The organism is Pasteurella pantherarum, from assembly GCF_049670885.1.
Classification (GTDB): Bacteria; Pseudomonadota; Gammaproteobacteria; order Enterobacterales; family Pasteurellaceae; genus Pasteurella.
Window position 1 is genome coordinate 1,281,072 of the sequence record NZ_CP187173.1, and the last position, 22,613, is coordinate 1,303,684.

21 protein-coding genes are annotated in these 22,613 nt (G+C 41.0%); 13 read left to right on the plus strand and 8 right to left on the minus strand.

Going from position 1 to position 22,613, the window contains the following annotated elements; translation table 11 throughout:
- Positions 1 to 11 precede the first annotated feature (11 nt).
- Positions 12 to 1,016 carry an ornithine carbamoyltransferase gene (argF, locus tag ACPEEM_RS06055; protein ID WP_424402677.1) on the plus strand — a complete coding sequence of 335 codons (1,005 nt, stop codon included), beginning with the start codon at positions 12 to 14 and terminating at the stop codon, positions 1,014 to 1,016.
- A gap of 79 nt (positions 1,017 to 1,095) precedes the next feature.
- On the opposite strand, the gene ACPEEM_RS06060 is transcribed toward argF, so the two are convergent.
- The 4 genes from ACPEEM_RS06060 to ACPEEM_RS06075 form a co-directional block, all read right to left on the minus strand.
- Positions 1,096 to 1,983, minus strand: a complete 888-nt coding sequence (locus tag ACPEEM_RS06060; RefSeq protein ID WP_424408179.1) for a VirK/YbjX family protein — start codon at positions 1,981 to 1,983, stop codon at positions 1,096 to 1,098.
- A gap of 204 nt (positions 1,984 to 2,187) precedes the next feature.
- Positions 2,188 to 3,525 carry an argininosuccinate synthase gene (argG, locus tag ACPEEM_RS06065; protein WP_424402675.1) on the minus strand — a complete coding sequence of 446 codons (1,338 nt, stop codon included), beginning with the start codon at positions 3,523 to 3,525 and terminating at the stop codon, positions 2,188 to 2,190.
- Between the two features lie 54 nt (positions 3,526 to 3,579).
- Entirely contained in the window at positions 3,580 to 4,440 is an 861-nt protein-coding gene (locus ACPEEM_RS06070) for an SDR family oxidoreductase (RefSeq protein ID WP_424402674.1), read from the minus strand.
- 70 nt (positions 4,441 to 4,510) lie between these two features.
- Entirely contained in the window at positions 4,511 to 5,371 is an 861-nt protein-coding gene (locus ACPEEM_RS06075; RefSeq protein WP_424402673.1) for a phosphoribosylaminoimidazolesuccinocarboxamide synthase, read from the minus strand.
- 182 nt (positions 5,372 to 5,553) lie between these two features.
- Between ACPEEM_RS06075 and prfC the strand changes: the two genes are divergently transcribed.
- The 4 genes from prfC to tgt all read left to right on the plus strand — a co-directional run bounded on the left by prfC (position 5,554) and on the right by tgt (position 10,665).
- Entirely contained in the window at positions 5,554 to 7,143 is a 1,590-nt protein-coding gene (prfC, locus tag ACPEEM_RS06080; protein WP_424402672.1) for a peptide chain release factor 3, read from the plus strand.
- Positions 7,144 to 7,356: 213 nt separating this feature from the next.
- On the plus strand, positions 7,357 to 7,839 hold the full coding sequence (locus ACPEEM_RS06085; RefSeq protein ID WP_424402671.1) for a Dps family protein: 483 nt from the start codon (positions 7,357 to 7,359) through the stop codon (positions 7,837 to 7,839).
- 300 nt (positions 7,840 to 8,139) lie between these two features.
- Entirely contained in the window at positions 8,140 to 9,234 is a 1,095-nt protein-coding gene (gene queA, locus ACPEEM_RS06090; protein ID WP_424402670.1) for a tRNA preQ1(34) S-adenosylmethionine ribosyltransferase-isomerase QueA, read from the plus strand.
- Between the two features lie 279 nt (positions 9,235 to 9,513).
- Positions 9,514 to 10,665 carry a tRNA guanosine(34) transglycosylase Tgt gene (gene tgt / locus ACPEEM_RS06095; RefSeq protein WP_424405567.1) on the plus strand — a complete coding sequence of 384 codons (1,152 nt, stop codon included), beginning with the start codon at positions 9,514 to 9,516 and terminating at the stop codon, positions 10,663 to 10,665.
- Positions 10,666 to 10,737: 72 nt separating this feature from the next.
- On the opposite strand, the gene ACPEEM_RS06100 is transcribed toward tgt, so the two are convergent.
- A complete protein-coding gene (locus tag ACPEEM_RS06100) occupies positions 10,738 to 11,154 on the minus strand; it encodes a MerR family transcriptional regulator (RefSeq protein ID WP_424402668.1) in 417 nt (138 codons plus the stop codon).
- Between the two features lie 101 nt (positions 11,155 to 11,255).
- On the opposite strand from ACPEEM_RS06100, the gene ACPEEM_RS06105 reads away from it, so the two are divergent.
- The 8 genes from ACPEEM_RS06105 (at position 11,256) to secF (ending at position 17,906) form a co-directional block, all read left to right on the plus strand.
- Complete coding sequence (locus tag ACPEEM_RS06105; protein ID WP_424402667.1) at positions 11,256 to 11,939, plus strand: DUF4198 domain-containing protein; 684 nt, start codon at positions 11,256 to 11,258, stop codon at positions 11,937 to 11,939.
- Between the two features lies 1 nt (position 11,940).
- Positions 11,941 to 12,408 carry a carboxypeptidase regulatory-like domain-containing protein gene (locus ACPEEM_RS06110; protein ID WP_424402666.1) on the plus strand — a complete coding sequence of 156 codons (468 nt, stop codon included), beginning with the start codon at positions 11,941 to 11,943 and terminating at the stop codon, positions 12,406 to 12,408.
- Between the two features lie 8 nt (positions 12,409 to 12,416).
- A complete protein-coding gene (gene cbiM / locus ACPEEM_RS06115; RefSeq protein ID WP_424405565.1) occupies positions 12,417 to 13,043 on the plus strand; it encodes a cobalt transporter CbiM in 627 nt (208 codons plus the stop codon).
- A gap of 8 nt (positions 13,044 to 13,051) precedes the next feature.
- Complete coding sequence (locus tag ACPEEM_RS06120) at positions 13,052 to 13,672, plus strand: energy-coupling factor transporter transmembrane component T family protein (protein ID WP_424402664.1); 621 nt, start codon at positions 13,052 to 13,054, stop codon at positions 13,670 to 13,672.
- On the plus strand, positions 13,665 to 14,303 hold the full coding sequence (locus ACPEEM_RS06125) for an energy-coupling factor ABC transporter ATP-binding protein (RefSeq protein ID WP_424406106.1): 639 nt from the start codon (positions 13,665 to 13,667) through the stop codon (positions 14,301 to 14,303). The genes ACPEEM_RS06120 and ACPEEM_RS06125 overlap by 8 nt, the downstream gene beginning before the upstream one ends.
- Before the next feature lie 305 nt (positions 14,304 to 14,608).
- Positions 14,609 to 14,899, plus strand: a complete 291-nt coding sequence (gene yajC, locus ACPEEM_RS06130; protein WP_424408181.1) for a preprotein translocase subunit YajC — start codon at positions 14,609 to 14,611, stop codon at positions 14,897 to 14,899.
- A gap of 168 nt (positions 14,900 to 15,067) precedes the next feature.
- Positions 15,068 to 16,918, plus strand: a complete 1,851-nt coding sequence (gene secD / locus ACPEEM_RS06135) for a protein translocase subunit SecD (RefSeq protein ID WP_424402662.1) — start codon at positions 15,068 to 15,070, stop codon at positions 16,916 to 16,918.
- Between the two features lie 10 nt (positions 16,919 to 16,928).
- Positions 16,929 to 17,906: a protein translocase subunit SecF gene (secF, locus tag ACPEEM_RS06140; RefSeq protein ID WP_424402661.1), complete on the plus strand. Its 978-nt coding sequence runs from the start codon at positions 16,929 to 16,931 to the stop codon at positions 17,904 to 17,906.
- Positions 17,907 to 18,252: 346 nt separating this feature from the next.
- Here the strand turns inward: secF and glyA are convergent, their stop codons facing one another.
- From glyA to purH, 3 genes are all read right to left on the minus strand, one after another.
- Positions 18,253 to 19,515 (minus strand): serine hydroxymethyltransferase, encoded by a 1,263-nt coding sequence (gene glyA, locus ACPEEM_RS06145; RefSeq protein WP_424402660.1) that lies wholly within the window; start codon positions 19,513 to 19,515, stop codon positions 18,253 to 18,255.
- Positions 19,516 to 19,642: 127 nt separating this feature from the next.
- Complete coding sequence (gene purD / locus ACPEEM_RS06150; RefSeq protein WP_424408183.1) at positions 19,643 to 20,932, minus strand: phosphoribosylamine--glycine ligase; 1,290 nt, start codon at positions 20,930 to 20,932, stop codon at positions 19,643 to 19,645.
- Between the two features lie 29 nt (positions 20,933 to 20,961).
- Positions 20,962 to 22,563 carry a bifunctional phosphoribosylaminoimidazolecarboxamide formyltransferase/IMP cyclohydrolase gene (gene purH, locus ACPEEM_RS06155; protein ID WP_424402658.1) on the minus strand — a complete coding sequence of 534 codons (1,602 nt, stop codon included), beginning with the start codon at positions 22,561 to 22,563 and terminating at the stop codon, positions 20,962 to 20,964.
- Positions 22,564 to 22,613 lie beyond the last annotated feature (50 nt).

Consider the following 22,613-nt stretch of genomic DNA (forward strand, 5'->3'; position numbering starts at 1 on the left):
AGGAGCATTTTATGCCTATCAATTTACGTAACCGTCATTTCTTACGTTTGATGGATTTTACCCCGAAACAAATTCAATTCTTACTTGACCTTTCCATTGAGTTAAAAAAAGCAAAATATTCTGGTACTGAACAACCTCGCTTAAAAGGCAAAAATATCGCCCTCATTTTTGAAAAAACCTCCACCCGCACCCGTTGTGCATTTGAAGTCGCCGCCTATGATCAAGGGGCAAACGTCAGTTATATCGGACCTAGCGGTTCACAAATTGGACATAAAGAATCCATGAAAGACACCGCTCGTGTGTTAGGCAGAATGTATGATGGCATTCAATATCGTGGTTATGGGCAGGAATTAGTTGAAATTTTAGCCCAATATTCGGGCGTGCCTGTTTGGAATGGCTTGACCGATGATTTCCACCCAACCCAAATTCTGGCTGATTTCTTAACCATGTTAGAACACGGCGAAGGCAAACGCCTCAACCAAATGAAAATGGCCTATTTAGGGGATGCCCGTAACAATATGGGTAACTCTTTTGTGGAAGGTGCCGCCTTGATGGGACTCGATCTGCGTTTAGTCGCCCCAAAAGCCTACTGGCCAGAACAAAAACTGCTTGATGAAGTGGCAGAAATGGCGAAGAAAACGGGTGCTAAAATCACCTGTACCGAAAATGTGGAAGAAGGCGTTAAAGAGGTAGATTTCCTGTATACGGATATTTGGGTATCCATGGGCGAACCTGAAGAAGCGTGGGAACAACGCATTAACCTCATGAAACCTTACCAAGTGAACAAAGCATTACTGGCAAAAACAGGCAATCCAAAAGTGAAATTTATGCACTGCTTACCCGCTTTCCACGATGAAAATACCACTATCGGTAAACAAATGGCGGAAAAATATGGCATGAACGGATTGGAAGTAACTGATGAGGTGTTTGAATCGGATGCATCCATTGTATTTGATGAAGCAGAAAACCGTATGCACACCATTAAAGCGGTGATGGTGGCAACATTAGGGGAATAATCTTCGTTAGCGATCTATTCAGCTTAACAAAACGCCCCAAAGGGCAGACCCCAAAAGTGCGGTGCATTTTTGGGGTGTTTTATTTAGAACCGTGACAAAAGCAAGCTTTAATGCTCTCGGATAAACCATCAAACATCTCGTAACGCTTGCGGTACATTGAACGTTTTTTACTTTGAATATCCTCCAGTGGTTTACGTTCAATTTGCGTAGGAATATGCCAATATCCGTCATGTAAATCGCCCTCATTTTCTTGCCAAAAGGCATCGTAATCAAACAGTAACCGTCTTGAATCATTCCAACGATATTTGGCTTGTTTACGATGAGGAATCCCCAATAATGCACAATGAAATTGTTGTGCGAATAATCTAAAACAATAAACCAACATAAACATCGGACGCATACCATGCAATTCTTTGGTCACATGGCGTACTTGTTCCTGTGCTTGCTCACCTTTTGGTCCCTGAATGGAAGCAATGAGTAATTGATTTTCAGATAAAAAGGTAAAAGAGGCGTCATAAACACTTTGCTGAGTTTGCCGATCTTGCAAATTAATCGAAAAAAGCCCTTCCAAAGGATCCACAAGATTGATATTTAAACGAAGAATGAGATCTTCCGTCAAGGTTGCTAACACCATATGCCCTTCGTTCAATAAACGCTGACAGCAATCTACGCCAAATTTTTGTTGAATCACCATGAGATTGTTCATGACCGCTTGCAAACGTTGTGAGGCATTCCATTGGCGATCACAATAGGTGGAAAGCAACGTATTAACACGATAGGGATAATGTTGAAATAACGGAATCCACAAAGGATGTTGATTTAAGAAAGCTTCAAATTTTTTGCATTGTTTATAATGTGTTGCGACGGAATAACGATAACGTAAATATTCTCTAAAACGTTTTAATTTCCGTTTTTCGTTAGGGTACATTTGTGCAAATGCAGGAAAAGAAAAGGCAGGGAGTAACATAATGAATCATGTATTTTAGCAAGGGAAGTTATGGCGGGCGATTCTAACAAAAAGCCGTTTTCCTTTCAATATATAAGGAAATATCGATCAAAAATATATCTAATATTTCACCCAAAGAAAAATTCGCAAAAAAATACCGCACTTTTACACGGAATTGCGTAAAAGTGCGGTATGTTTTGAAAAAGTTTTTATATAAAAACGAAATTAATCTTTTTTATTTAATTGTGGTAAGAAAGAATCTTTTGAGATGCTTAATAAACCAGTTTGTGTATAAATACCTAATTTCTCACGAGTATCCACAATATCTAAGTTACGCATGGTTAATTGACCAATACGATCCACGGGATCAAACGGTGCATTTTCCACTTTTTCCATACTTAAACGCTCTGGCATATAAGTGAGGTTTGGTGACTCGGTATTTAAAATAGAATAATCATTACCACGACGTAATTCTAAGGTTACTTCACCCGTAATTGCACGAGCAACCCAACGTTGTGCCGTTTCACGCAACATCAATGCTTGCGGATCAAACCAACGACCTTGGTAAAGCAAGCGACCTAAACGTAAACCATTAATACGATATTGTTCGATGGTGTCTTCATTATGAATACCACTCACTAAACGCTCATAAGCAATATGCAACAATGCCATTCCTGGGGCTTCATAAATACCACGAGATTTCGCTTCAATGATACGGTTTTCAATTTGGTCTGACATACCTAAACCATGACGACCACCGATACGATTGGCTTCTAAGAATAATTCCACGTGATCACTGAAGGTTTTGCCATTTAATGCCACAGGGATCCCTTCTTCAAAACGGACGGTCACTTCTTCGGCTTTTACATCCACATCATCACGCCAGAATGCCACGCCCATAATCGGTTTCACAATGCGAATGCCTGAATTTAAAAACTCAAGATCTTTTGCTTCGTGGGTTGCACCTAGCATATTTGAGTCGGTTGAGTAGGCTTTTTCTACGGACATTTTATATTCAAAACCATTGGCAATCAGGAATTCTGACATTTCATGACGACCACCCAATTCTTCGATAAATTGATTATCTAACCAAGGTTTATAAATTTTAAGATTTGGATTGGTTAATAAACCATAGCGATAAAAACGCTCAATATCGTTCCCTTTGAACGTACTGCCGTCGCCCCAAATATTCACATCATCTTCACGCATGGCAGAAACCAACATCGTGCCCGTTACCGCACGACCAAGTGGCGTGGTATTAAAATAGGTCAATCCCCCTGTGGAAATGTGGAAAGCACCACTTTGAATCGCGGCAATCCCTTCGTGGGCAAGTTGTGCACGGCAATCAATTAAACGTGCATTTTCTGCACCATATTCCATCGCTTTACGAGGAATCGCATTATAATCATCTTCATCGGGTTGCCCTAAATTTGCCGTATACGCATAAGGCACAGCCCCTTTTTGACGCATCCATAATAATGCTGCACTGGTATCTAAACCACCTGAAAATGCGATGCCGACTTTTTGACCTTTTGGAAGCTGTTGTAGAATTGTATTTGACATACTGAACCTTTATTTAAATATTTACGCAAAAAAAGTGATTAAATAATCACTTTATTATTTCAAAAACCCATCGGAAAGTCCACCGCTCTTTTCCTCATTTGGTAACATCAAATAAGGATCAGGGTATTGGTAAACAAAATCAATCTCCTGACAAATCTTATCAGACACAATAATTCTGACAGGATCTTGTTCCGAACAGACGAAGTGCGGTGCTGCTACACCCAGTTTTTCCGCCATCACAGAATAATATTCTGCTTTGGTTGGATGCCCCGGTGCCACCACATGATATAAGCGCTGATAACTTGGTGTTTCAAGCAATAACTGAATTGCTCTGGCACAATCATCAAAATGCACTAAATTCACAGGTGAATTACCTGATTTCACTTCTTTGTTTCCCAATGAATACACGGGATGGCGATCCGAACCAATCAGACCACCAAAACGAATAATATCGCAATCAATATTTTTTAATTGGAATAACCACTCCTCCACTTCAACCAGTGCTTTCGCCATCTCCGATTGTGGCTGAGGGCGGCAAGACTCGTCAAAGTATCCCGAATCGTCAGGAAAAACAGAGGTGGAGCTAATAAAGATAATGTGGTTCACACCATACAATAATGCTTCATTAACGAGATTCTGAATGCCTAAAACATACTGTTGAGGATCGAAAAAATATTGACTTGGTGGAATGTTGATCACTAATGCATCGACGGACAACAACAAAGTTAAATCATCAGGATCGGCATTAATTTCAGGGGTCAGCTCTAAAGGATAAGCTTCTAAGCGAATCAAACGCATTTGTTCCGCACCCTCGTGAGTACGTTTACTGCCTTTCACTTCCCAACCTAAATTTTTCAAATGGCGAGCTAAAGGTAAGCCAAGCCAACCTAATCCCACTATTGAAACCGACTTCATAATTCTCCTTGTGAAGGTTAATGTTGAAAAAAAGCTTTCTCCCCAAAAAGGAAGAAAGCCTGTTTTCGATTTATTTTGTCAATAAATCCAATGCTTCTTGATATTTATTAACGGTTTTTTCAATCACCTCTGCTGGCACTTTCGGTGCGGGTGGTTGCTTATTCCAACCGCTATTTTCGAGCCAGTCTCGAACAAATTGTTTATCAAATGATGGCGGGTTAATGCCCTCTTGATAAGTATCCACCGACCAAAAACGGCTTGAATCAGGTGTTAATACCTCGTCCATTAAGGTGAGCGTGCCATTTTCATCTAACCCAAATTCAAATTTGGTATCACAAATAATAATGCCTTTTGTCAGTGCATAATCTGCAGCCGCTTTATACAATGCAATGGCTTTTTCTTTCACTTCAGCAGCCAGTTCTGCACCAATTAATTGTTCACATTCCGCATAACTGATATTCACATCATGCTCGCCAACATCGGCTTTGCTCGATGGAGTGAAAAGAGGCTCTGGCAACTTGCTGGCTTCAACCAGCCCTTTCGGCAAGGCTAAACCGCAAATCGTGCCTGTTTTTTGATAATCTTTTAAACCGCTGCCTGTTAAATAGCCACGTACAATGGATTCAATTTTAATTGGCGTCAAACGCTTACATACCACCGCACGATCTTTGACTCTGTCTGCTTCTTCTTTTGGTAGCACATCATATACGGTTTCCCCCGTAAAATGATTTGGCATAATGTGTGCTAATTTGTTAAACCAAAAATTGGAGATTTGAGTCAAAATTTCCCCTTTGCGAGGAATAGGATCGTCCAAAATCACATCAAAGGCAGATAAACGATCGCTGGCGACCATTAACATGCGTTTATCGTCAATTTCATAAAGATCACGCACTTTACCTGAATAAATTTTTTTGAGACTGAGCTGTGTCATCTGTTTGCACCTTTATATTTTTTTGTATGATAAAAATCGTCGCATATTGTACCGCACTTTGTCGGGAAAGATAAGCAAACGGTTGCATTTTTTATTGATTTTATAAATAAATTTGAGAAGCACGCCAAAATAAGCGAAAATAGCCCATTATTTTTTAACCTGAATATATTTGATAACAAACCATGTCATTAAACGATTATCCACAACAAGTAAACAAACGTCGCACGTTTGCCATTATTTCTCACCCCGATGCGGGTAAAACCACCATTACCGAAAAAGTGTTGCTTTACGGACAAGCCATTCAAACAGCAGGATCCGTGAAAGGGAAAGGCTCGGCACAACATGCCAAATCTGACTGGATGGAAATGGAAAAACAACGGGGTATCTCAATTACCACCTCAGTAATGCAATTCCCTTACAACGATTGTTTGGTTAACCTTCTCGACACGCCAGGACACGAAGACTTCTCAGAAGATACATACCGCACGTTGACCGCCGTGGATAGCTGTTTGATGGTGATCGACAGTGCCAAAGGGGTGGAAGAACGTACCATTAAATTAATGGAAGTCACCCGCTTGCGTGATACGCCAATTTTAACCTTTATGAACAAGCTAGACCGTGATATTCGTGATCCGATGGAGTTATTAGATGAAGTGGAGAACGTGTTAAATATCCACTGTGCCCCAATTACTTGGCCGATTGGTTGCGGTAAATTGTTTAAAGGGGTTTATCATTTATATAAAGATGAAACCTATTTATACCAAACGGGGCAAGGTCATACCATTCAAGAAAAACGGGTGATTAAAGGTTTAAATAACCCTGAATTAGATGCAGCAGTGGGCGATGATTTAGCCCAACAATTGCGTGATGAATTGGAGTTAGTTCAAGGTGCATCTAATGAATTTGATTTAGAGGCGTTTTTAAATGGCGAATTGACCCCTGTCTTCTTCGGTACCGCATTAGGCAACTTTGGGGTGGATCATTTCTTAGATGGGTTAACCCAATGGGCACCTGCACCACAAGCACGCCAAGCGGATACTCGTCGTGTTGAAAGTAGCGAGCAAAAACTCACAGGGTTCGTGTTTAAAATCCAAGCGAATATGGATCCCAAACACCGTGACCGTGTGGCATTCATGCGTGTGGTATCTGGGAAATATGAAAAAGGCATGAAGCTCCGCCATGTGCGTCTTGGTAAAGACGTGGTAATTTCCGATGCTTTAACCTTCATGGCTGGGGATCGTTCTCATGCGGAGGAAGCTTATGCAGGCGATATTATTGGTTTACATAATCACGGCACCATTCAAATCGGAGATACTTTCACCCAAGGTGAAGAATTGAAATTCACGGGGATTCCTAACTTTGCACCAGAATTGTTCCGTCGTATTCGTTTAAAAGATCCGCTCAAACAAAAACAACTGTTAAAAGGTTTAGTCCAACTTTCAGAAGAAGGTGCGGTACAGGTTTTCCGTCCATTAATGAATAACGATTTAATCGTAGGGGCGGTCGGGGTGCTACAGTTTGATGTGGTCGTCTCTCGTTTAAAATCAGAATATAACGTTGAAGCCATTTACGAAAATATTAATGTTGCAACAGCACGTTGGGTAGAATGTGGCGATGCGAAAAAATTCGAAGAATTTAAACGTAAAAATGAACAAAACCTAGCGTTAGATGGTGGCGATAATCTCACCTACATTGCCCCAACCATGGTGAATTTAAACCTTGCTCAAGAACGCTATCCTGATGTGAGTTTCTTTAAAACTAGAGAACATTAATCTTGCTATTGCAGTGATGGCACCTTGTTGCTATCACTGCCCTTGTCTAATATCCATTAAAAAAATATGGATTCATTTGTTCACACTATCAAATTTATCACTCATAACAATTTTACTTGTTGACTTTTTAATCATATAATCCTTGCAGTTAATAATCAGATAGTGATTGATTATTCCTGTCTATCTAACAAAAAAAATTCGTGGAGAAATACAATGAATAAAAACTCAATTGGTTTATGTGCAAGTGCTTCAGAAAAACTGGCGAAAGAATTAAATAACTTACTTGCTACCTATCAAGTATTTTACACTAACGTCCGTGGTTACCACTGGAATATCAAAGGCGTTAACTTTTTTGAATTACATGCCAAATTTGAAGAAGTGTACAATGATCTTGTGGTAAAAGTGGACGAAATTGCAGAACGCATTCTCACCTTAGGTTACACGCCTAATAATGCATTTAGCCAATATTTAACAAGCTCTGTGATTAAAGAAGATATTGGTGTTAGCAGTGCGAAAGACTGTTTAAAAGGCACATTACAAGGCTTTAAAGTGTTATTACAACAACAACGTGATATTTTAGCCATTGCGGGTGAAGCTGATGACGAAGGCACCGCTTCACAAATGAGTGATTACATTAAAGAGCAAGAAAAACTCGTTTGGATGTTCAGTGCGGCATGTGAAAGCTGCCACCAATAATCATTTATGTCCTACTTTCTACGCATTCAAACAGGCTATTTTCAACAATAGCCTGTTTTTATGTGAAAATCCCATAACAAAAATGCGATTATTTGTTAATAAAATGTTGCATTTGTTAAATCTTTAAGTATAATTGCGGCATACCCTAAAAAGTATGACTCCAAATATATTTTTGCCCTTTCCCTTTGAAAGGGCTTTTTTTTATGGCTTAATGAGGCAAAATGTCGATTTTTCCTTGTACAATCGCCTAATTCCCACTAGACTTAGCCCCACATTTTTTCTATAGCGTTTATTTATCTTATGCGTGTTGCAGATTTTCATTTTGACTTACCTGATGAGCTGATTGCTCGCTACCCTAAATCCGATCGTAAATCGAGTCGTTTACTACAATTAAATGGCGAAAACGGTGAAATCACTCACCGCACCTTTGCCGATATCCTTGATCAAATTCATGAAGGGGATTTATTAATTTTCAATAATACCCGAGTGATTCCTGCTCGTATGTTTGGGCGTAAAGCCAGTGGCGGAAAAGTGGAAATATTGGTGGAACGTGTTTTATCAGACAGTCGCTTTTTGGCACATGTCCGTGCTTCAAAAGCCCCAAAAGAAGGCACTGAACTGTTTGTCGGGGAAGATAAATTAGGTGAAAACCAAGGTGTAAAAATGATCATGGTGGCACGCCATGATACCTTGTTTGAATTGGAAATTGTGGAAAAACAGACCGCACTTTTAGCGGTATTACAACAAATTGGGCACATGCCTTTGCCGCCTTATATTGACCGTCCTGATGAAGAAGCCGATCAGGAACGCTATCAAACGGTATATAACAAAGTCCCTGGTGCCGTAGCCGCCCCAACAGCAGGTTTACATTTTGATGATGAATTGCTGGCACAATTAAAAGCAAAAGGCGTGAATTTTGCCTTTGTTACCCTTCATGTGGGAGCAGGAACTTTTCAACCTGTGCGAGTTGAACATATTGAAGATCATAAAATGCACGCCGAATATGTGGAAGTCTCACAAGAGGTGTGTGATGCAATTCTCGCCACCAAACAAGCGGGCAAACGTGTGATTGCCGTGGGCACAACCTCCGTTCGTTCAATTGAAAGTGCTGCCTTAGCGGCAGAGGAAAACGGGGAAAAAACCCTCATCAGCCCTTATTTTTCGGATACGTCCATTTTTATTTATCCGGGAAAAACATTCCGTATTGTGGATTGTTTAATTACCAATTTCCACTTACCAGAAAGCACCCTTATCATGTTAGTCTCCGCCTTTGCGGGCTACAAACACACAATGAATGCTTACCAAAGTGCGGTAGAAAATCAGTATCGTTTCTTTAGTTATGGCGATGCCATGTTTATTAGCAAAAATCCTGCGGTGAAAGGACTTGATGAATAATCGGGACGTCTGCTCCCCATTTACTCACGCAATATGCCCCCAAGTTTGACTTATCACGGGGCAAGCCCTAAAATAGCCGCCCTGTTTTGTGCTTTTTATGTTTATCGTCTTATTCAAAATAACATGTGGCGGTGTTTTTACTCAACGTCGTCTTCAGGGCTGAGCCTCATGGTTCTGTCTTTAAGAACATTGAAAGCCTTCTTATAAAAGCCTGTTTCCTTCACAGGCTTTTTTATTCACTCAAAACTTCGAACTGTTTATTCGTTGAAAGGAAATAAAATGAAATATGAACTCGATAAAACAGATGGCAATGCACGACGTGGCCGTCTGGTCTTTGAACGACCACAAGGGACGTTCACCGTTGAAACCCCTGCGTTTATGCCCGTTGGCACTTACGGCACAGTAAAAGGCATGACACCCGAGGAAGTGCGTGCAACAGGTGCCGAAATCTTATTGGGGAACACCTTCCATTTATGGCTTCGCCCTGGACAAGAAGTCATGCGTAAGCACGGTGATTTACACGATTTTATGCAATGGCATCGCCCCATTTTAACGGATTCAGGCGGCTTTCAAGTATTCAGTTTAGGTAAATTACGTAAGATCACGGAAGAAGGCGTCAAATTCCAAAACCCGATTAATGGTGAACGCATTTTCTTATCACCAGAAAAATCCATGGAGATTCAATACGATCTCGGTTCGGATATTGTCATGATTTTCGATGAATGTACCCCTTATCCAGCCACCTTTGATTATGCCAAAAAATCCATGGAAATGTCCTTACGTTGGGCAAAACGTAGCCGTGATCGTTTCGATGAATTAGGCAATAAAAATGCCTTATTTGGCATTATTCAAGGTGGGGTTTACGAAGAATTACGCCAAATTTCAGTAGAAGGGCTAGTGAATATTGGTTTTGATGGTTATGCGGTGGGTGGATTAGCCGTCGGTGAGCCAAAAGAAGAAATGCACCGTATTTTAGAATACGTTTGCCCACAAATTCCTACCGATAAACCACGTTATTTAATGGGCGTCGGAAAACCTGAAGATTTAGTGGAAGGTGTGCGTCGTGGTATTGATATGTTCGACTGTGTGATGCCAACCCGTAATGCTCGTAATGGCCATTTATTCGTCAGTAATGGTATTGTCAAAATCCGTAATGCGAAATATCGTGAAGATACCACGCCATTAGATCCTGAATGTGATTGCTATACTTGTAAACATTACACGAAAGCCTATTTATATCACTTAGATAAGTGCGGTGAAATTTTAGGGGCAAGATTAAACACTATTCATAACTTACGCTATTACCAACGTTTGATGGAACAAATCCGCCAAGCCATTGAGGAAGATCGTTTTGAAACCTTTGTGCATGAATTTTATGCCAAAATAGGGAAGCCAGTTCCACCGTTGCAATTAGCAACCAAAGAGGATTAAGCCTTAACTCAGAAAAAGCAAATAGCAAACCTTTCATTGAAATGAGTTGTTATTTGCTTTTTTCTCTTTCATTTAGCGTAATGCAGTCATTCTCATTCCCTGATGTTTCAACAAACATTCCAATAAATTGTCTTGTGCCCCTAATGTATCCGAAGATGCCCCTCTTAATCTCATTAAATGCATGCGTAGATGATCTAATTCATGAATCCGTTTCGTAATTTCTTTAATGTGTTGTTCAATTAATTGGCGGATTTCTTGTTGTTCTGCTGGGGGATACTGTTCAAGGGTGAGAATTTTTTTAATGTCCTCAAGGGAAATGTCTAAAGAACGGCAATATCGAATAAAGCTTAAACGTTCCAAATGTGCCAAAGTATAATGACGGAAATTATTTTCTGCACGTTCAACAGGAGGAAGCAAGCCTTGTTGCTCATAAAATCGCACGGTTTCCACTGTACATCCGACCGCTTGTGCTAATTTGCCTATTTTCATCTCTTCTCCCCTCTGTTTTTTACAATAAAACTTGCCCTAAAGTAACTTCATACTTTAATATTAGCGAACGAGTTAATAGCGAAAAATCTGAGGAGATTATAATGAAAAAATTGCTTTTATCAACCGCACTTATTGCCCTTGCTAGCCCAGCTATCGCACACAATGTTTGGTTGGAACGTAGCGGTCAAGCAAATGAATATGTCGTGAAATTCGGTCATGAAAAAACCGAAACCTATCCAGAACATAAACTCACCAAAACCATTGCTGTACTTGGTGATTCCACTCAAGAAAACCTCAAAGCGACCTTTAAGCAAGGCGAAGCCTATGTGACACCATCAGAAAAAACCTCATTAGTTTTATTGGCTTTTGATAATGGTATTTGGTGTAAAAAACCTAACGGTAAATGGGTTGAGCAAACGAAACGAAATACCCCTGATGCAGTCAGCTGTGTAGCAGCAAGAAAAGGTGGGAAAGCGGTTCTCAAACAAGATGACACCTTCCAAAAAGCACATGGTCAAGCACAAGAATTGGTTCCACAAGGCAAACCAGAAGCGGGCAAACCATTAGCGATTTTAGCCTTAATTGATGGCAAACCCGCTGCCGGTGTCCCTGTTGGTTTAGGTGAAGATCATCCTTCTGAAAAAACAAATGAGAAAGGCATTGCTTATTACACCCCAACAGCTGGTGTTAATAAAGTTTGGTCTGATTTTACCACTAGCACAAAAGGCAACCCTGATTATGATGAAGTCAGTGTTGAATATATGCTAACCTTTGAGGTGAAATAATATGCGAGTGTTCTTGCTGTTGCTCTTTTTCTTTCCCCAAACATTGCTGGCACATGCACTCTATGTGGTTGCACAACAGCAAGGCACTCATCTTCAAGGGGATACTTATTATTCTGATATGACACCTGCCGCAGAACATTATGTGGCAGTATTCAAAGAAAACGACTTAAATACGCCAGCTATTGAAGCCATGAGTGATAAAAAGGGGCATATTTCACTCACCTTACCTGATGATAAAAATTATGTCCTTGTTGTAGAAGGGGCAGAAGGTCATAAAGCGACATTGCATGTTCCAAAATTGGCTTCAGATCACACCGCCAAAACCGCATCCTACGATGAATTTATCCAACTACGCAAAGATATTTCACAGCTAGAACATAAAATTTTCTTGCGTGATATTTTAGGTGGAATTGGCTATATTTTCGGCTTAGTCGGTCTATTACTCTGGTTTAGGCAACGTAAACAATAAGGGATAGTATGCATTTATCCGAAGGTATTCTTCACCTCCCCACAATCCTCACCACCAACCTGATTGCATTCGGTGCAGTGTGGTTAGGTTTACGCCGTTTACACAATGAAAAGTTGCCACTTAATGCCCTCTTTGCATCCGTGTTTTTTGTAGCAAGTACCATACATGTGCCTGTGGGTATTGGCAGTGTGCATTTGATTCTCAATGGCATGGCTGGCTTATTTCTAGGTTGGAGCGTGTTTCCCGCCTTTTTAATTGCCTTACTTCTGCAAGTGGTTTTCTTTTCTTTTGGTGGCTTTGCGGTATTGGGGGCCAATTTATGTAGCATGGGTTTTTCTGCCTTGCTCGCCCATTATGTATTGCGACCTTTTATTTCCGCTCAGGCAAGCAACACCCAGTTAATTATTGTTGGCATTTTCGCCGCCATAATCGGCATCTTAGGGGCGTTATTTATCACCGCAAGTATTTTATTTATTGATGGTGGAAATGCCTACTTTGAAGTCATTTATTTATTATTTATCAGCCACTTACCTGTTATGATGGTGGATAGTTTAATCAGTTGCAGTGTGATTTTACTCCTGCGTAAAATGCAACCCGATATGCTTAATTTAATTTCTCATAAAAACCATGCTTAATCAAAACCATGCTTAGTCCAAGCCAACGTTTTTACCTTGCGATCCTTCTTGCTTTTGTCTTCAGTGTGATTTCTCACTTAAGTGTTGCACTGCTGTTATTTTTGCCTTTTGTGACGTATTTTCTCGTGCAGAAATACAAACATCGTCAGTTTCTGTCTGCCGTGAAATTTTTGGCATTATTTAACATTTTCAGCCTATTGCTTTGGTTATCTATGCGTTATCAATGGCAAGATGGCTGGCATTATTCCCCTGAAAGGGAACAACTTGCGTTTTTGCTGATCGCAAAAATGAATTTAATCACCCTTGCCATTCGCATATTGCTGCAAGAATTATCTGAATTGCAATTAATCCAAATTTTACAACACCGCTTTATTCCAGCGAAATTTGCACACTTGGCATTGTTAACCTTACGCTACATCAAAATCTTTTCAGAAACCCACCGCACTTTAGAACGAGCCATGCAAGCCCGTGGCTTTCAAGCTGGTTGTAATAAAAGAACCCTTTATGTCATTTCACAGCGTGTTACTTTATTGTTAATTCACGCCTTATATAAAGCAGAACAACTTGATAGAGCCTTACGAGCCAGAGGATTTTGTTATGATAACCCCAAACGTCCCCGTCATGATTAGAACCGAAAATTTATCCATAACAAGACAAGAAAAAACCATCGTCAATCATTTTACGCTTAGCCTACACCAAGATCAGCGTCTTGTTTTGTGCGGCCCAATTGGCTGTGGTAAAACCACTTTGCTTCATAGTCTGCTTGGCTTTATTCCTTTTGAAGGACACATTTATTTATTGGGTGATGAATGTAAAACAGAAAAGCAATTTGCCCAAAAACGGGGAAAAATCGGACTACTTTTTCAACAACCAGACGATCAATTGTTTGGGCCGACTGTGCTTGATGACGTGGCATTTGGTCCTCTTAATCAAGGAAAATCCAAAGAAGAGGCTTACGCTATCGCAGAGGAACAACTGGCACAGCTCGGTATTTCCCATTTAGCCATGCGTTCCGTCAACCAACTGTCTGGAGGTGAAAAAAACTTCACCGCACTGGCAGGCGTGCTGGCTATGCAACCTCAGGTCTTATTATTAGATGAGCCAACCAACAGCCTTGATCCTCACAGTGTCGCTCGCTTAACTCAGATTCTGTTGCACTCTCAGTTACCGATGCTCATCACCTCTCATGACATGGCATTTACGCAGGAAATTGCAACAGACATCATCAATATGCCTGAAATATCCTCTCCCTTTCGTTGATGAAAGGCTCGCCTTGTCGTTGCAATAACCGTCAAGGAGGTGCATCCCCTCGTCCCCCTTACTTCTTGAGCGAAAAGTCAGTGGGGGAACAAGCTTGTTTCGACAACCTCAAGGATAACTGACGTCGCACCAAAAATAATGCCAATTTCTTTCACTTCATTGGATTTTATGGTATTTTTAGCAAGCGATTTTTTCGTCAAATTTCAAGGCTTGTTGATTACTGAGGTGCTAAAAATGCTTTCAAAGGCATTAGCACGCCTTAATCAACAAGCCATCATATTTTAACTTTATAAAGGAAATAACAAATGGAAGCTCAACAAGGTAGCCCAATGTCAATGTTGTTTATTTTCGTTTTATTCGGATTGATTTTCTATTTCATGATTTATCGTCCGCAAGCAAAACGAAATAAAGAGCATAAAAAATTAATGTCTGAACTTGCGAAAGGTTCAGAAGTATTAACCGCTGGCGGTTTAGTGGGTCGCATCACAAAAGTGTTAGATGACAGTATTGTGATCGCATTAAACGACACAACAGAAGTGACGATTGCTCGTAACTATGTTGTTGCGATTTTACCGAAAGGCTCATTAAAATCTTAATTTTTTTATGGTCTGTGGCAATTCAATTTATCATGGTGTCATTTCATTACTCGCTTACGATAAAGATATGCTTATTTGTCTGTAGACCTCCCAAGCGTTGCGTTGCTCACACCGAGCAACGCAATAATTTCTGAATTGTCAACAACCTACACACCTAAAGGGAAAACTATGTTAAATCGTTACCCTCTTTGGAAGAATATTGTGGTGATTTTAACGGTCATCGTAGGTATTTTATATTCTCTTCCAAATCTTTACGGTGAAGATCCCGCCGTTCAAATCTCTGGAACCCGTGGCCAAGAGGCTAATACAGAAGTATTTAGTCATGTTCAAAACCTGTTAAAAGAAAATCAATTAGACACGAAATCCATCATTTTAGAGAAAGGATCCATTCTAGCTCGCTTTCATAACACCGATGATCAGCTCCTTGCAAAAGATAAATTATCCGAAAAGTTAGGAAATGGTTATACCGTGGCACTGAATCTTGCACCTGCAACACCTAAATGGCTCACCGCAATTGGGGCATATCCAATGAAGTGGGGGCTTGACTTGCGTGGCGGTGTACGCTTCTTAATGGAAGTGGATATGAATTCTGCGTTAAGTAAACGCCAAGAACAGCTACAAGATAATTTACGCACCCAATTACGCAAAGAAAAATATCAATATACTGCGATTAAATCCGCAGAAAATTTCAGCACTCAAATTACACTACTCAAACCTGAGCAATTAGATGATGTGCAACGCTTTTTACGTAAACAGCATCATGATTTAAATATCACCAGTCTTTCTCAAAATACCCTCTTGCTGGCTTTATCTGATACGGCTCTCAATAATGCACGTGAAAGTGCCATTGAGCAAAACCTCACCATTTTACGTAAACGTGTTTCTGAATTAGGTGTCTCTGAAGCAGTCATTCAACGTCAAGGGGCTGAGCGTATCGTGGTGGAATTACCTGGTGTTCAAGATACCGCCCGAGCCAAAGAAATCTTAGGTGCAACGGCAACATTAGAATTCCGTTTAGTGAATGAAAATGTCAATTTGGATTCGGCTTCCCGTGGTTTTGTGCCTGCGGATTCTGAAGTCAAACTTGATCGTCATGGTCGCCCAATCGTACTTTATAAACGTGCGGTATTAGGGGGGGAACATATCACTAACGCAAGTTCTGGACTTGACCAACAGACTTCACGCCCACAGGTCAGTGTGACCTTAGACAGTGAAGGTGGCGAAATCATGTCGCAAGCAACACGTTTGAATCTGAAAAAACCGATGGCAACTTTATATGTAGAATATAAAGACAGCGGTAAAAAAGATGAAAATGATAAAGTCATTCTTGAAAAACATGAAGAAGTGATCAATGTCGCCACCATTCAAGGGCGTTTTGGTAGCCAATTCCAAATTACCGGTATTGATAGTCCTGCTGAAGCCTTAAATCTTGCGGTATTACTACGTTCAGGGGCATTAATTGCACCTATCCAAATTGTGGAAGAACGTACCATCGGACCATCTCTAGGGGCAGAAAATGTTCGCCAAGGCTTAGAAGCCAGTTTATGGGGCTTAATTGCTGTCGTCATTTTCGTTGCATTTTACTATCGTAAATTCGGGATGATCGCTAATATTGCGTTAGTTGCCAATATCATTCTAGTGGTTGGCTTAATGTCCTTATTACCAGGTGCCACACTTTCCATGCCAGGTATTGCGGGTATTGTGCTTTCTGTTGGAATGTCCATTGATGCCAACGTATTGATCTTTGAGCGGATTAAAGAAGAAATTCGCAATGGTCGTCCAATTCAGCAAGCCATTAATGAAGGTTATGCGGGGGCATTTACCAGTATCTTTGATGCGAACTTAACCACCATCCTCACTGCCGTTATTTTATATGCTGTTGGTGCAGGTCCTGTTAAAGGCTTTGCCATTACCCTTGCCCTTGGTGTCGCGATCTCCATGTTTACCGCAATTGTTGGAACACGAGCAATCGTCAATTTCCTATACGGTGGCAAACGTATCAACAAACTATCGATTTAGTGAGGATATTGTGAGTTTATTTGAAAATAAAAAGCCATTAGCGAACAGTGAGAACGGGGAAGTGAAACTTCCTTATCGCTTAGTTCAATTTATGAAAGCTCGCACATGGGGCTATATGGTTTCGGTGCTTGCCATCTTATTATCGCTTTTCTTTGTTTATAGCAAAGGATTTAACTGGGGATTAGATTTCACTGGCGGTACGGTTATTGATATCAGTTTTTCCCAACCTGCTGACTTAGACAAAGTTCGTGCCACCTTAGAAAATAATGAAATTCACAGTGCCGTAGTACAAAACTCAGGCAGTGTGCGTGATATCATTATTCGCCTGCCTGCAGCGGTGAGTGATGCCAACGTGGGGAACAAAGTCAAACAAATGATGGCAGAAAATATTGATCCCTCTGTGACTGTACACAGTATTGAGTTTGTGGGGCCTAACGTGGGGGAAGAACTCACGCAATCTGCGATTTATGCCACCTTAGCGACCTTATTAATGCTATTAGCGTATATCGGCATGCGTTTTGAATGGCGTCTCGCGGTGGGGGCAGTTGCCTCTTTAGCACACGACGTGATTGTCACGTTAGGCTTATTTGCGTTATTACAAATCGAAATCGATCTGACTTTTGTGGCAGCCATTTTGACTGTTGTGGGTTACTCACTAAACGATAGTATCGTGGTATTTGACCGTGTTCGTGAAAATATGCGTAAAATTCGACGTACTGAAGTGTTGGATATCATCAATATTTCGCTTTCACAAACCTTATCCAGAACCTTAATGACATCTGCGACTACGGTGATCGTGGTGGTGTCGCTCTTAGTCTTTGGTGGTCCAAGTATCCACAGCTTCTCTGTCGCCTTATTAATTGGGATTGGTTTCGGTACCTATTCATCAATTTTCGTGGCGATTGCATTAGCTTATGATCTAGGTTTAAAACGTGAACATATGCTCCCACCGAAGGTGGATAACGATGAGTTGAATGATATTCCTTAATATTTAACTCGTTCATCACAAACAAAACGAAGTGCGGTGCAAAATCAAAAATTTTTTAATTTGCACCGCACTTTTTTATTCCTTAACGCAAACTCATCACTTCATTTTTCATCTAAAGACCGTTCTGCTCCACTCCAATTAACAGATCATTTTCTTAACTGACTGATGAAAGGTCTTGATTAAGATAGGAAATCACCGCTTGCAAAAATACAGGGGTTGGCCAAAGCCGTTTTCAATTTCATGAGCATTGACCCAAGGCATTAAAAATAATGAAAAAGAAGAAAAAATGACGGTGGCCTAAGCCACCGTTACAATGAAAAGAGAAAAATGATTGTACTATGAATAACTATGCATACACTGGCAAACGTTTACAAATTGCTAATACTTTTTCTTTCGTATCTGCAATCACTTGTGCTTCGTTGTCTTTGCCAATGGCGTCTAACACATCACACATCCAACCTGCCAATTCCGCAGACTCCGCTTCTTTAAAACCACGACGTGTAATAGAAGGTGTACCAACACGAATACCTGAAGTCACAAATGGTTTTTGTGGGTCATTTGGTACCGCATTTTTATTCACGGTAATATTTGCTTTGCCTAAAGCTGCATCTGCCGCTTTACCTGTTAAACCGTGGCTGACTAAATCCACTAAGAATAAGTGGTTTTCAGTGCCGTTTGATACCACGTTATAACCACGTTGTTTGAACACTTCCACCATCGCTTTAGCATTTTTCACCACTTGTTGTTGATACACTTTGTATTCAGGCTCAAGGGCTTCTTTGAAACAAACGGCTTTTGCTGCAATCACGTGAACTAATGGGCCACCTTGGTTTGCTGGGAACACAGAACTTTGTAATTTTTTATAAAGATCTTCATCTTTCGCATTGGAAAGAATTAAACCACCACGTGGGCCACCTAAAGTTTTGTGTGTTGTAGTTGTTACGATGTGTGCGTGTGGTAATGGGCTTGGGTAAACACCCGCTGCGATAAGACCCGCAACGTGTGCCATATCAACGAAAAGATAAGCACCCACTTCATCAGCGATTTCACGCATTTTCGCCCAATCAACCACTTGAGAGTATGCAGAGAAACCTGCAACGATCATTTTTGGTTTGCATTCTAAGGCTTTTTGACGCACATCTTCATAATCGATTAAACCATCTGCAGTGATACCATATTGTACTGCATTATAGATTTTGCCTGAAAAACTCACTGACGCACCGTGGGTTAAGTGACCACCATGTGCCAAACTCATGCCTAAAATAGTATCATGCGGTTGTAATAATGCACCATAAACCGCCGCATTGGCTTGTGAGCCTGAATGAGGTTGTACGTTCACATAATCAGCACCAAACAATTCTTTCGCACGATCAATGGCTAATTGCTCTACGATGTCTGCATATTCACAACCACCGTAATAACGTTTGCCTGGGTAACCTTCTGCATATTTATTGGTAAATTGAGAACCCTGTGCTTCCATCACACGTGGGCTAGCGTAGTTTTCTGAAGCGATTAATTCAATATGTTCTTCTTGGCGACGATTTTCGTCTTGAATAGCTTGCCATAAAACGGGATCGTAATCAGCGATGTTCATACTTCTTTTTAACATTATGATTTCCTCTTTAAGTAAAGATGATGATGAATTGGTTTAGTGTACTCGTTTACACGGTATTTTTTAATTAAAATTTCGTGGGAATTTTTTCATTTTTTCGATGAAAAAAATTCATCATTCTCAATTAAGCTTGATTTTGCTCTCTTGCCACCGCTCGATAACCAATGTCACGGCGATAAAAACGCCCTGTCCATTTCACTTTTTCTGCAAGGGCAAGGGCTTGTTGCTGTGCATCATACACGCTATCACCTAAGGCAGTGACGCAAACCACACGTCCACCATTGGTGACTAATTTACCGTCTTTATTTTCAACGCCTGCTAAGAAAACTTTTTGATTTTCTACCGCACTTTCAATGCCAGTGATTTCATCCCCTTTGCGATAATCCCCTGGGTAACCTTCCGCCGCCAGTACAATACCGAGCGAAGCTTTTTCACACCATTGGGATTTTTTCTGATCCAACTGCCCATCACAAGCAGCAAGGCAAAGCTCAACCAGATCAGATTCTAAACGTAACATAATCGGTTGGGTTTCAGGATCCCCAAAACGGCAGTTAAATTCGATCACTTTCGGTTGACCGTTCGGCATAATCATCAAGCCAGCGTATAAGAAACCAGTGTACACATTGCCCTCTGCCGCCATACCATTGACCGTCGGATAAATCACTTCTTGCATAATGCGATCATGAATGTCTGGTGTCACCACAGGTGCTGGGGAATAAGCCCCCATTCCCCCTGTATTCAAGCCCGTATCTTGTTCGCCCACACGTTTGTGATCTTGACTGGTTGCCATCGGTTCCACATTTTTACCGTCCACAATCACGATGAAACTGGCTTCTTCGCCATCTAAAAACTCTTCAATAACCACACGGCTTCCCGCTTCACCAAAAGCATTGCCAGACAACATATCTTTTACGGCAGCTTCTGCTTCCGCCAATGTCATCGCCACAATCACGCCTTTCCCTGCTGCAAGTCCGTCGGCTTTTACCACAATCGGTGCCCCTTTCTCACGCAAATAGGCAAGTGCAGGCTCAACCTCGGTAAAGTTTTGATATTCTGCGGTTGGAATTTGGTGACGAGCTAAAAAATCTTTGGTAAAGGCTTTTGAGCCTTCTAATTGTGCTGCCGCTTTGGTTGGACCAAAAATTTTCAATCCAGCCGCACGAAAAGCATCCACCACACCAATCACGAGAGGGGCTTCAGGTCCCACAATGGTTAACCCAATTTGATTTTCTTGTGCAAAGGCAACCAGTTTTTCCACATCCGTCGCCGCAATTGCTACATTTTCCACTTTCTCTTCTAATGCTGTGCCCGCATTGCCCGGTGCCACAAAAACCTTATCTGCTAATGGTGATTGTGCCACTTTCCAAGCCAATGCGTGTTCACGTCCGCCATTTCCGATGATGAGAATATTCATAAATAATCTTCCTGTGTTAATTCGTGATATTAATGTCTAAAATGACGCATTCCTGTTAGAACCATCACCATATTGTGTTCGTTCGCCGCATCAATCACTTCTTGATCACGCATTGAACCGCCTGGATGAATCACGCATTGGATGCCTACTTTAGCAGCCGCATCAATGCCATCACGGAATGGGAAGAAGGCATCAGATGCCATTACACAACCAGCCACATCCAATCCTTCATCTTGGGCTTTGATACCCGCAATTTTCGCTGAATATACACGGCTCATTTGCCCAGCCCCAATGCCGATAGTTTGATTATCTTTGGCATACACAATGGCATTGGATTTCACAAACTTCGCCACTTTCCAGCAGAACAATAAGTCTTTCAATTCCTGCTCTGTTGGTTGACGTTTGCTCACCACTTTTAAATCCGCCAAATCAACCATGCCTAAATCCGCTTCTTGAACAAGCAAGCCGCCATTCACACGTTTAAGGTCTAAACGAGGCTGTGCTTTTTCCCATTTGCCACATTCAAGCACACGCACATTTTTTTTGGCTTTTAACAAGGATTTTGCTTCTTCTGCCACGGTTGGGGCAACAATCACTTCAACAAACTGACGATCAATAATGGTTTGTGCTGTGGTCGCATCTAATTCACGGTTAAAGGCAATAATGCCACCAAAAGCAGAAGTTGGATCCGTTTGATAAGCACGGTTGTAGGCTTCTAAAATATCTTCCCCTAACGCCACGCCACAAGGGTTTGCGTGTTTTACGATCACACAAGCGGGCTCATCAAAACTTTTCACACATTCAAGGGCAGCATCCGTATCAGCAATATTATTATAAGAAAGGGCTTTACCTTGTAATTGTTTTGCGGTTGAAACAGAAGCTTCTTTCACTTCTTTTTCTACATAAAATGCGGCTTTTTGATGACCATTTTCACCATAACGCATGGTTTGTTTACGAATGAAATTTAAGTTTAATGTGCGAGGGAATTGACCGCACTTGGCTTCTGGATCTTCTTCCTCTGCCACAAAATAAGGTTTCACTAATTGACCAAAATAATTCGCAATCATGGAGTCATATTGTGCTGTATGCTCAAAGGCTTTAATGGCTAAATCAAAACGGGTTTCTAAGGTTAGCCCATTTTGATGCTGATCCATTTCCGCTAAAATGGCATCAAAATCATGATTATTGACTACAATCGCCACATCTTTGTGATTTTTCGCCGCAGAACGCACCATTGTTGGTCCGCCGATATCAATATTTTCCACGGCATCTTCAAGGCTGCAATTTGGTTTGGCAACGGTAGCAGCAAAAGGGTATAAATTCACCACCACCATATCAATGCCCTCAATACCGTGCTGGCTCATCACATCATCGTCGGTGCCACGACGACCTAAAATGCCACCGTGCACTTTAGGATGTAAGGTTTTTACCCGTCCGTCCATCATTTCAGGGAAGCCTGTATAATCAGACACTTCTGTCACCGCTAGACCATTATCCGCTAATAATTTTGCGGTTCCCCCCGTTGAAAGTAATTTCACACCACGTTGAACTAAACCTTGGGCAAATTCCACAATGCCTGTTTTATCAGAAACGCTCAATAATGCTTGACGAATAGGACGATGAGATTGCATTAAAAAATCCTTAAATGTAAATGATTAGAAAGGGAATAAAAATAGGCGGG

Bases quoted from the DNA above. Each gene is read 5' to 3' on its own strand.
- secD (WP_424402662.1), top strand. From the start codon at position 15,068: ATGTTAAATCGTTACCCTCTTTGGAAGAATATTGTGGTGATTTTAACG.
- glyA (WP_424402660.1), bottom strand. From the start codon at position 19,515: ATGTTAAAAAGAAGTATGAACATCGCTGATTACGATCCCGTTTTATGG.
- yajC (WP_424408181.1), top strand. From the start codon at position 14,609: ATGGAAGCTCAACAAGGTAGCCCAATGTCAATGTTGTTTATTTTCGTT.
- ACPEEM_RS06070 (WP_424402674.1), bottom strand. From the start codon at position 4,440: ATGAAGTCGGTTTCAATAGTGGGATTAGGTTGGCTTGGCTTACCTTTA.
- cbiM (WP_424405565.1), top strand. From the start codon at position 12,417: ATGCATTTATCCGAAGGTATTCTTCACCTCCCCACAATCCTCACCACC.
- ACPEEM_RS06060 (WP_424408179.1), bottom strand. From the start codon at position 1,983: ATGTTACTCCCTGCCTTTTCTTTTCCTGCATTTGCACAAATGTACCCT.
- purD (WP_424408183.1), bottom strand. From the start codon at position 20,932: ATGAATATTCTCATCATCGGAAATGGCGGACGTGAACACGCATTGGCT.
- ACPEEM_RS06085 (WP_424402671.1), top strand. From the start codon at position 7,357: ATGAATAAAAACTCAATTGGTTTATGTGCAAGTGCTTCAGAAAAACTG.
- ACPEEM_RS06105 (WP_424402667.1), top strand. From the start codon at position 11,256: ATGAAAAAATTGCTTTTATCAACCGCACTTATTGCCCTTGCTAGCCCA.
- tgt (WP_424405567.1), top strand. From the start codon at position 9,514: ATGAAATATGAACTCGATAAAACAGATGGCAATGCACGACGTGGCCGT.
- ACPEEM_RS06100 (WP_424402668.1), bottom strand. From the start codon at position 11,154: ATGAAAATAGGCAAATTAGCACAAGCGGTCGGATGTACAGTGGAAACC.
- purH (WP_424402658.1), bottom strand. From the start codon at position 22,563: ATGCAATCTCATCGTCCTATTCGTCAAGCATTATTGAGCGTTTCTGAT.
- queA (WP_424402670.1), top strand. From the start codon at position 8,140: ATGCGTGTTGCAGATTTTCATTTTGACTTACCTGATGAGCTGATTGCT.
- ACPEEM_RS06110 (WP_424402666.1), top strand. From the start codon at position 11,941: ATGCGAGTGTTCTTGCTGTTGCTCTTTTTCTTTCCCCAAACATTGCTG.
- prfC (WP_424402672.1), top strand. From the start codon at position 5,554: ATGTCATTAAACGATTATCCACAACAAGTAAACAAACGTCGCACGTTT.
- ACPEEM_RS06075 (WP_424402673.1), bottom strand. From the start codon at position 5,371: ATGACACAGCTCAGTCTCAAAAAAATTTATTCAGGTAAAGTGCGTGAT.
- ACPEEM_RS06125 (WP_424406106.1), top strand. From the start codon at position 13,665: ATGATTAGAACCGAAAATTTATCCATAACAAGACAAGAAAAAACCATC.
- argF (WP_424402677.1), top strand. From the start codon at position 12: ATGCCTATCAATTTACGTAACCGTCATTTCTTACGTTTGATGGATTTT.
- argG (WP_424402675.1), bottom strand. From the start codon at position 3,525: ATGTCAAATACAATTCTACAACAGCTTCCAAAAGGTCAAAAAGTCGGC.
- ACPEEM_RS06120 (WP_424402664.1), top strand. From the start codon at position 13,052: ATGCTTAGTCCAAGCCAACGTTTTTACCTTGCGATCCTTCTTGCTTTT.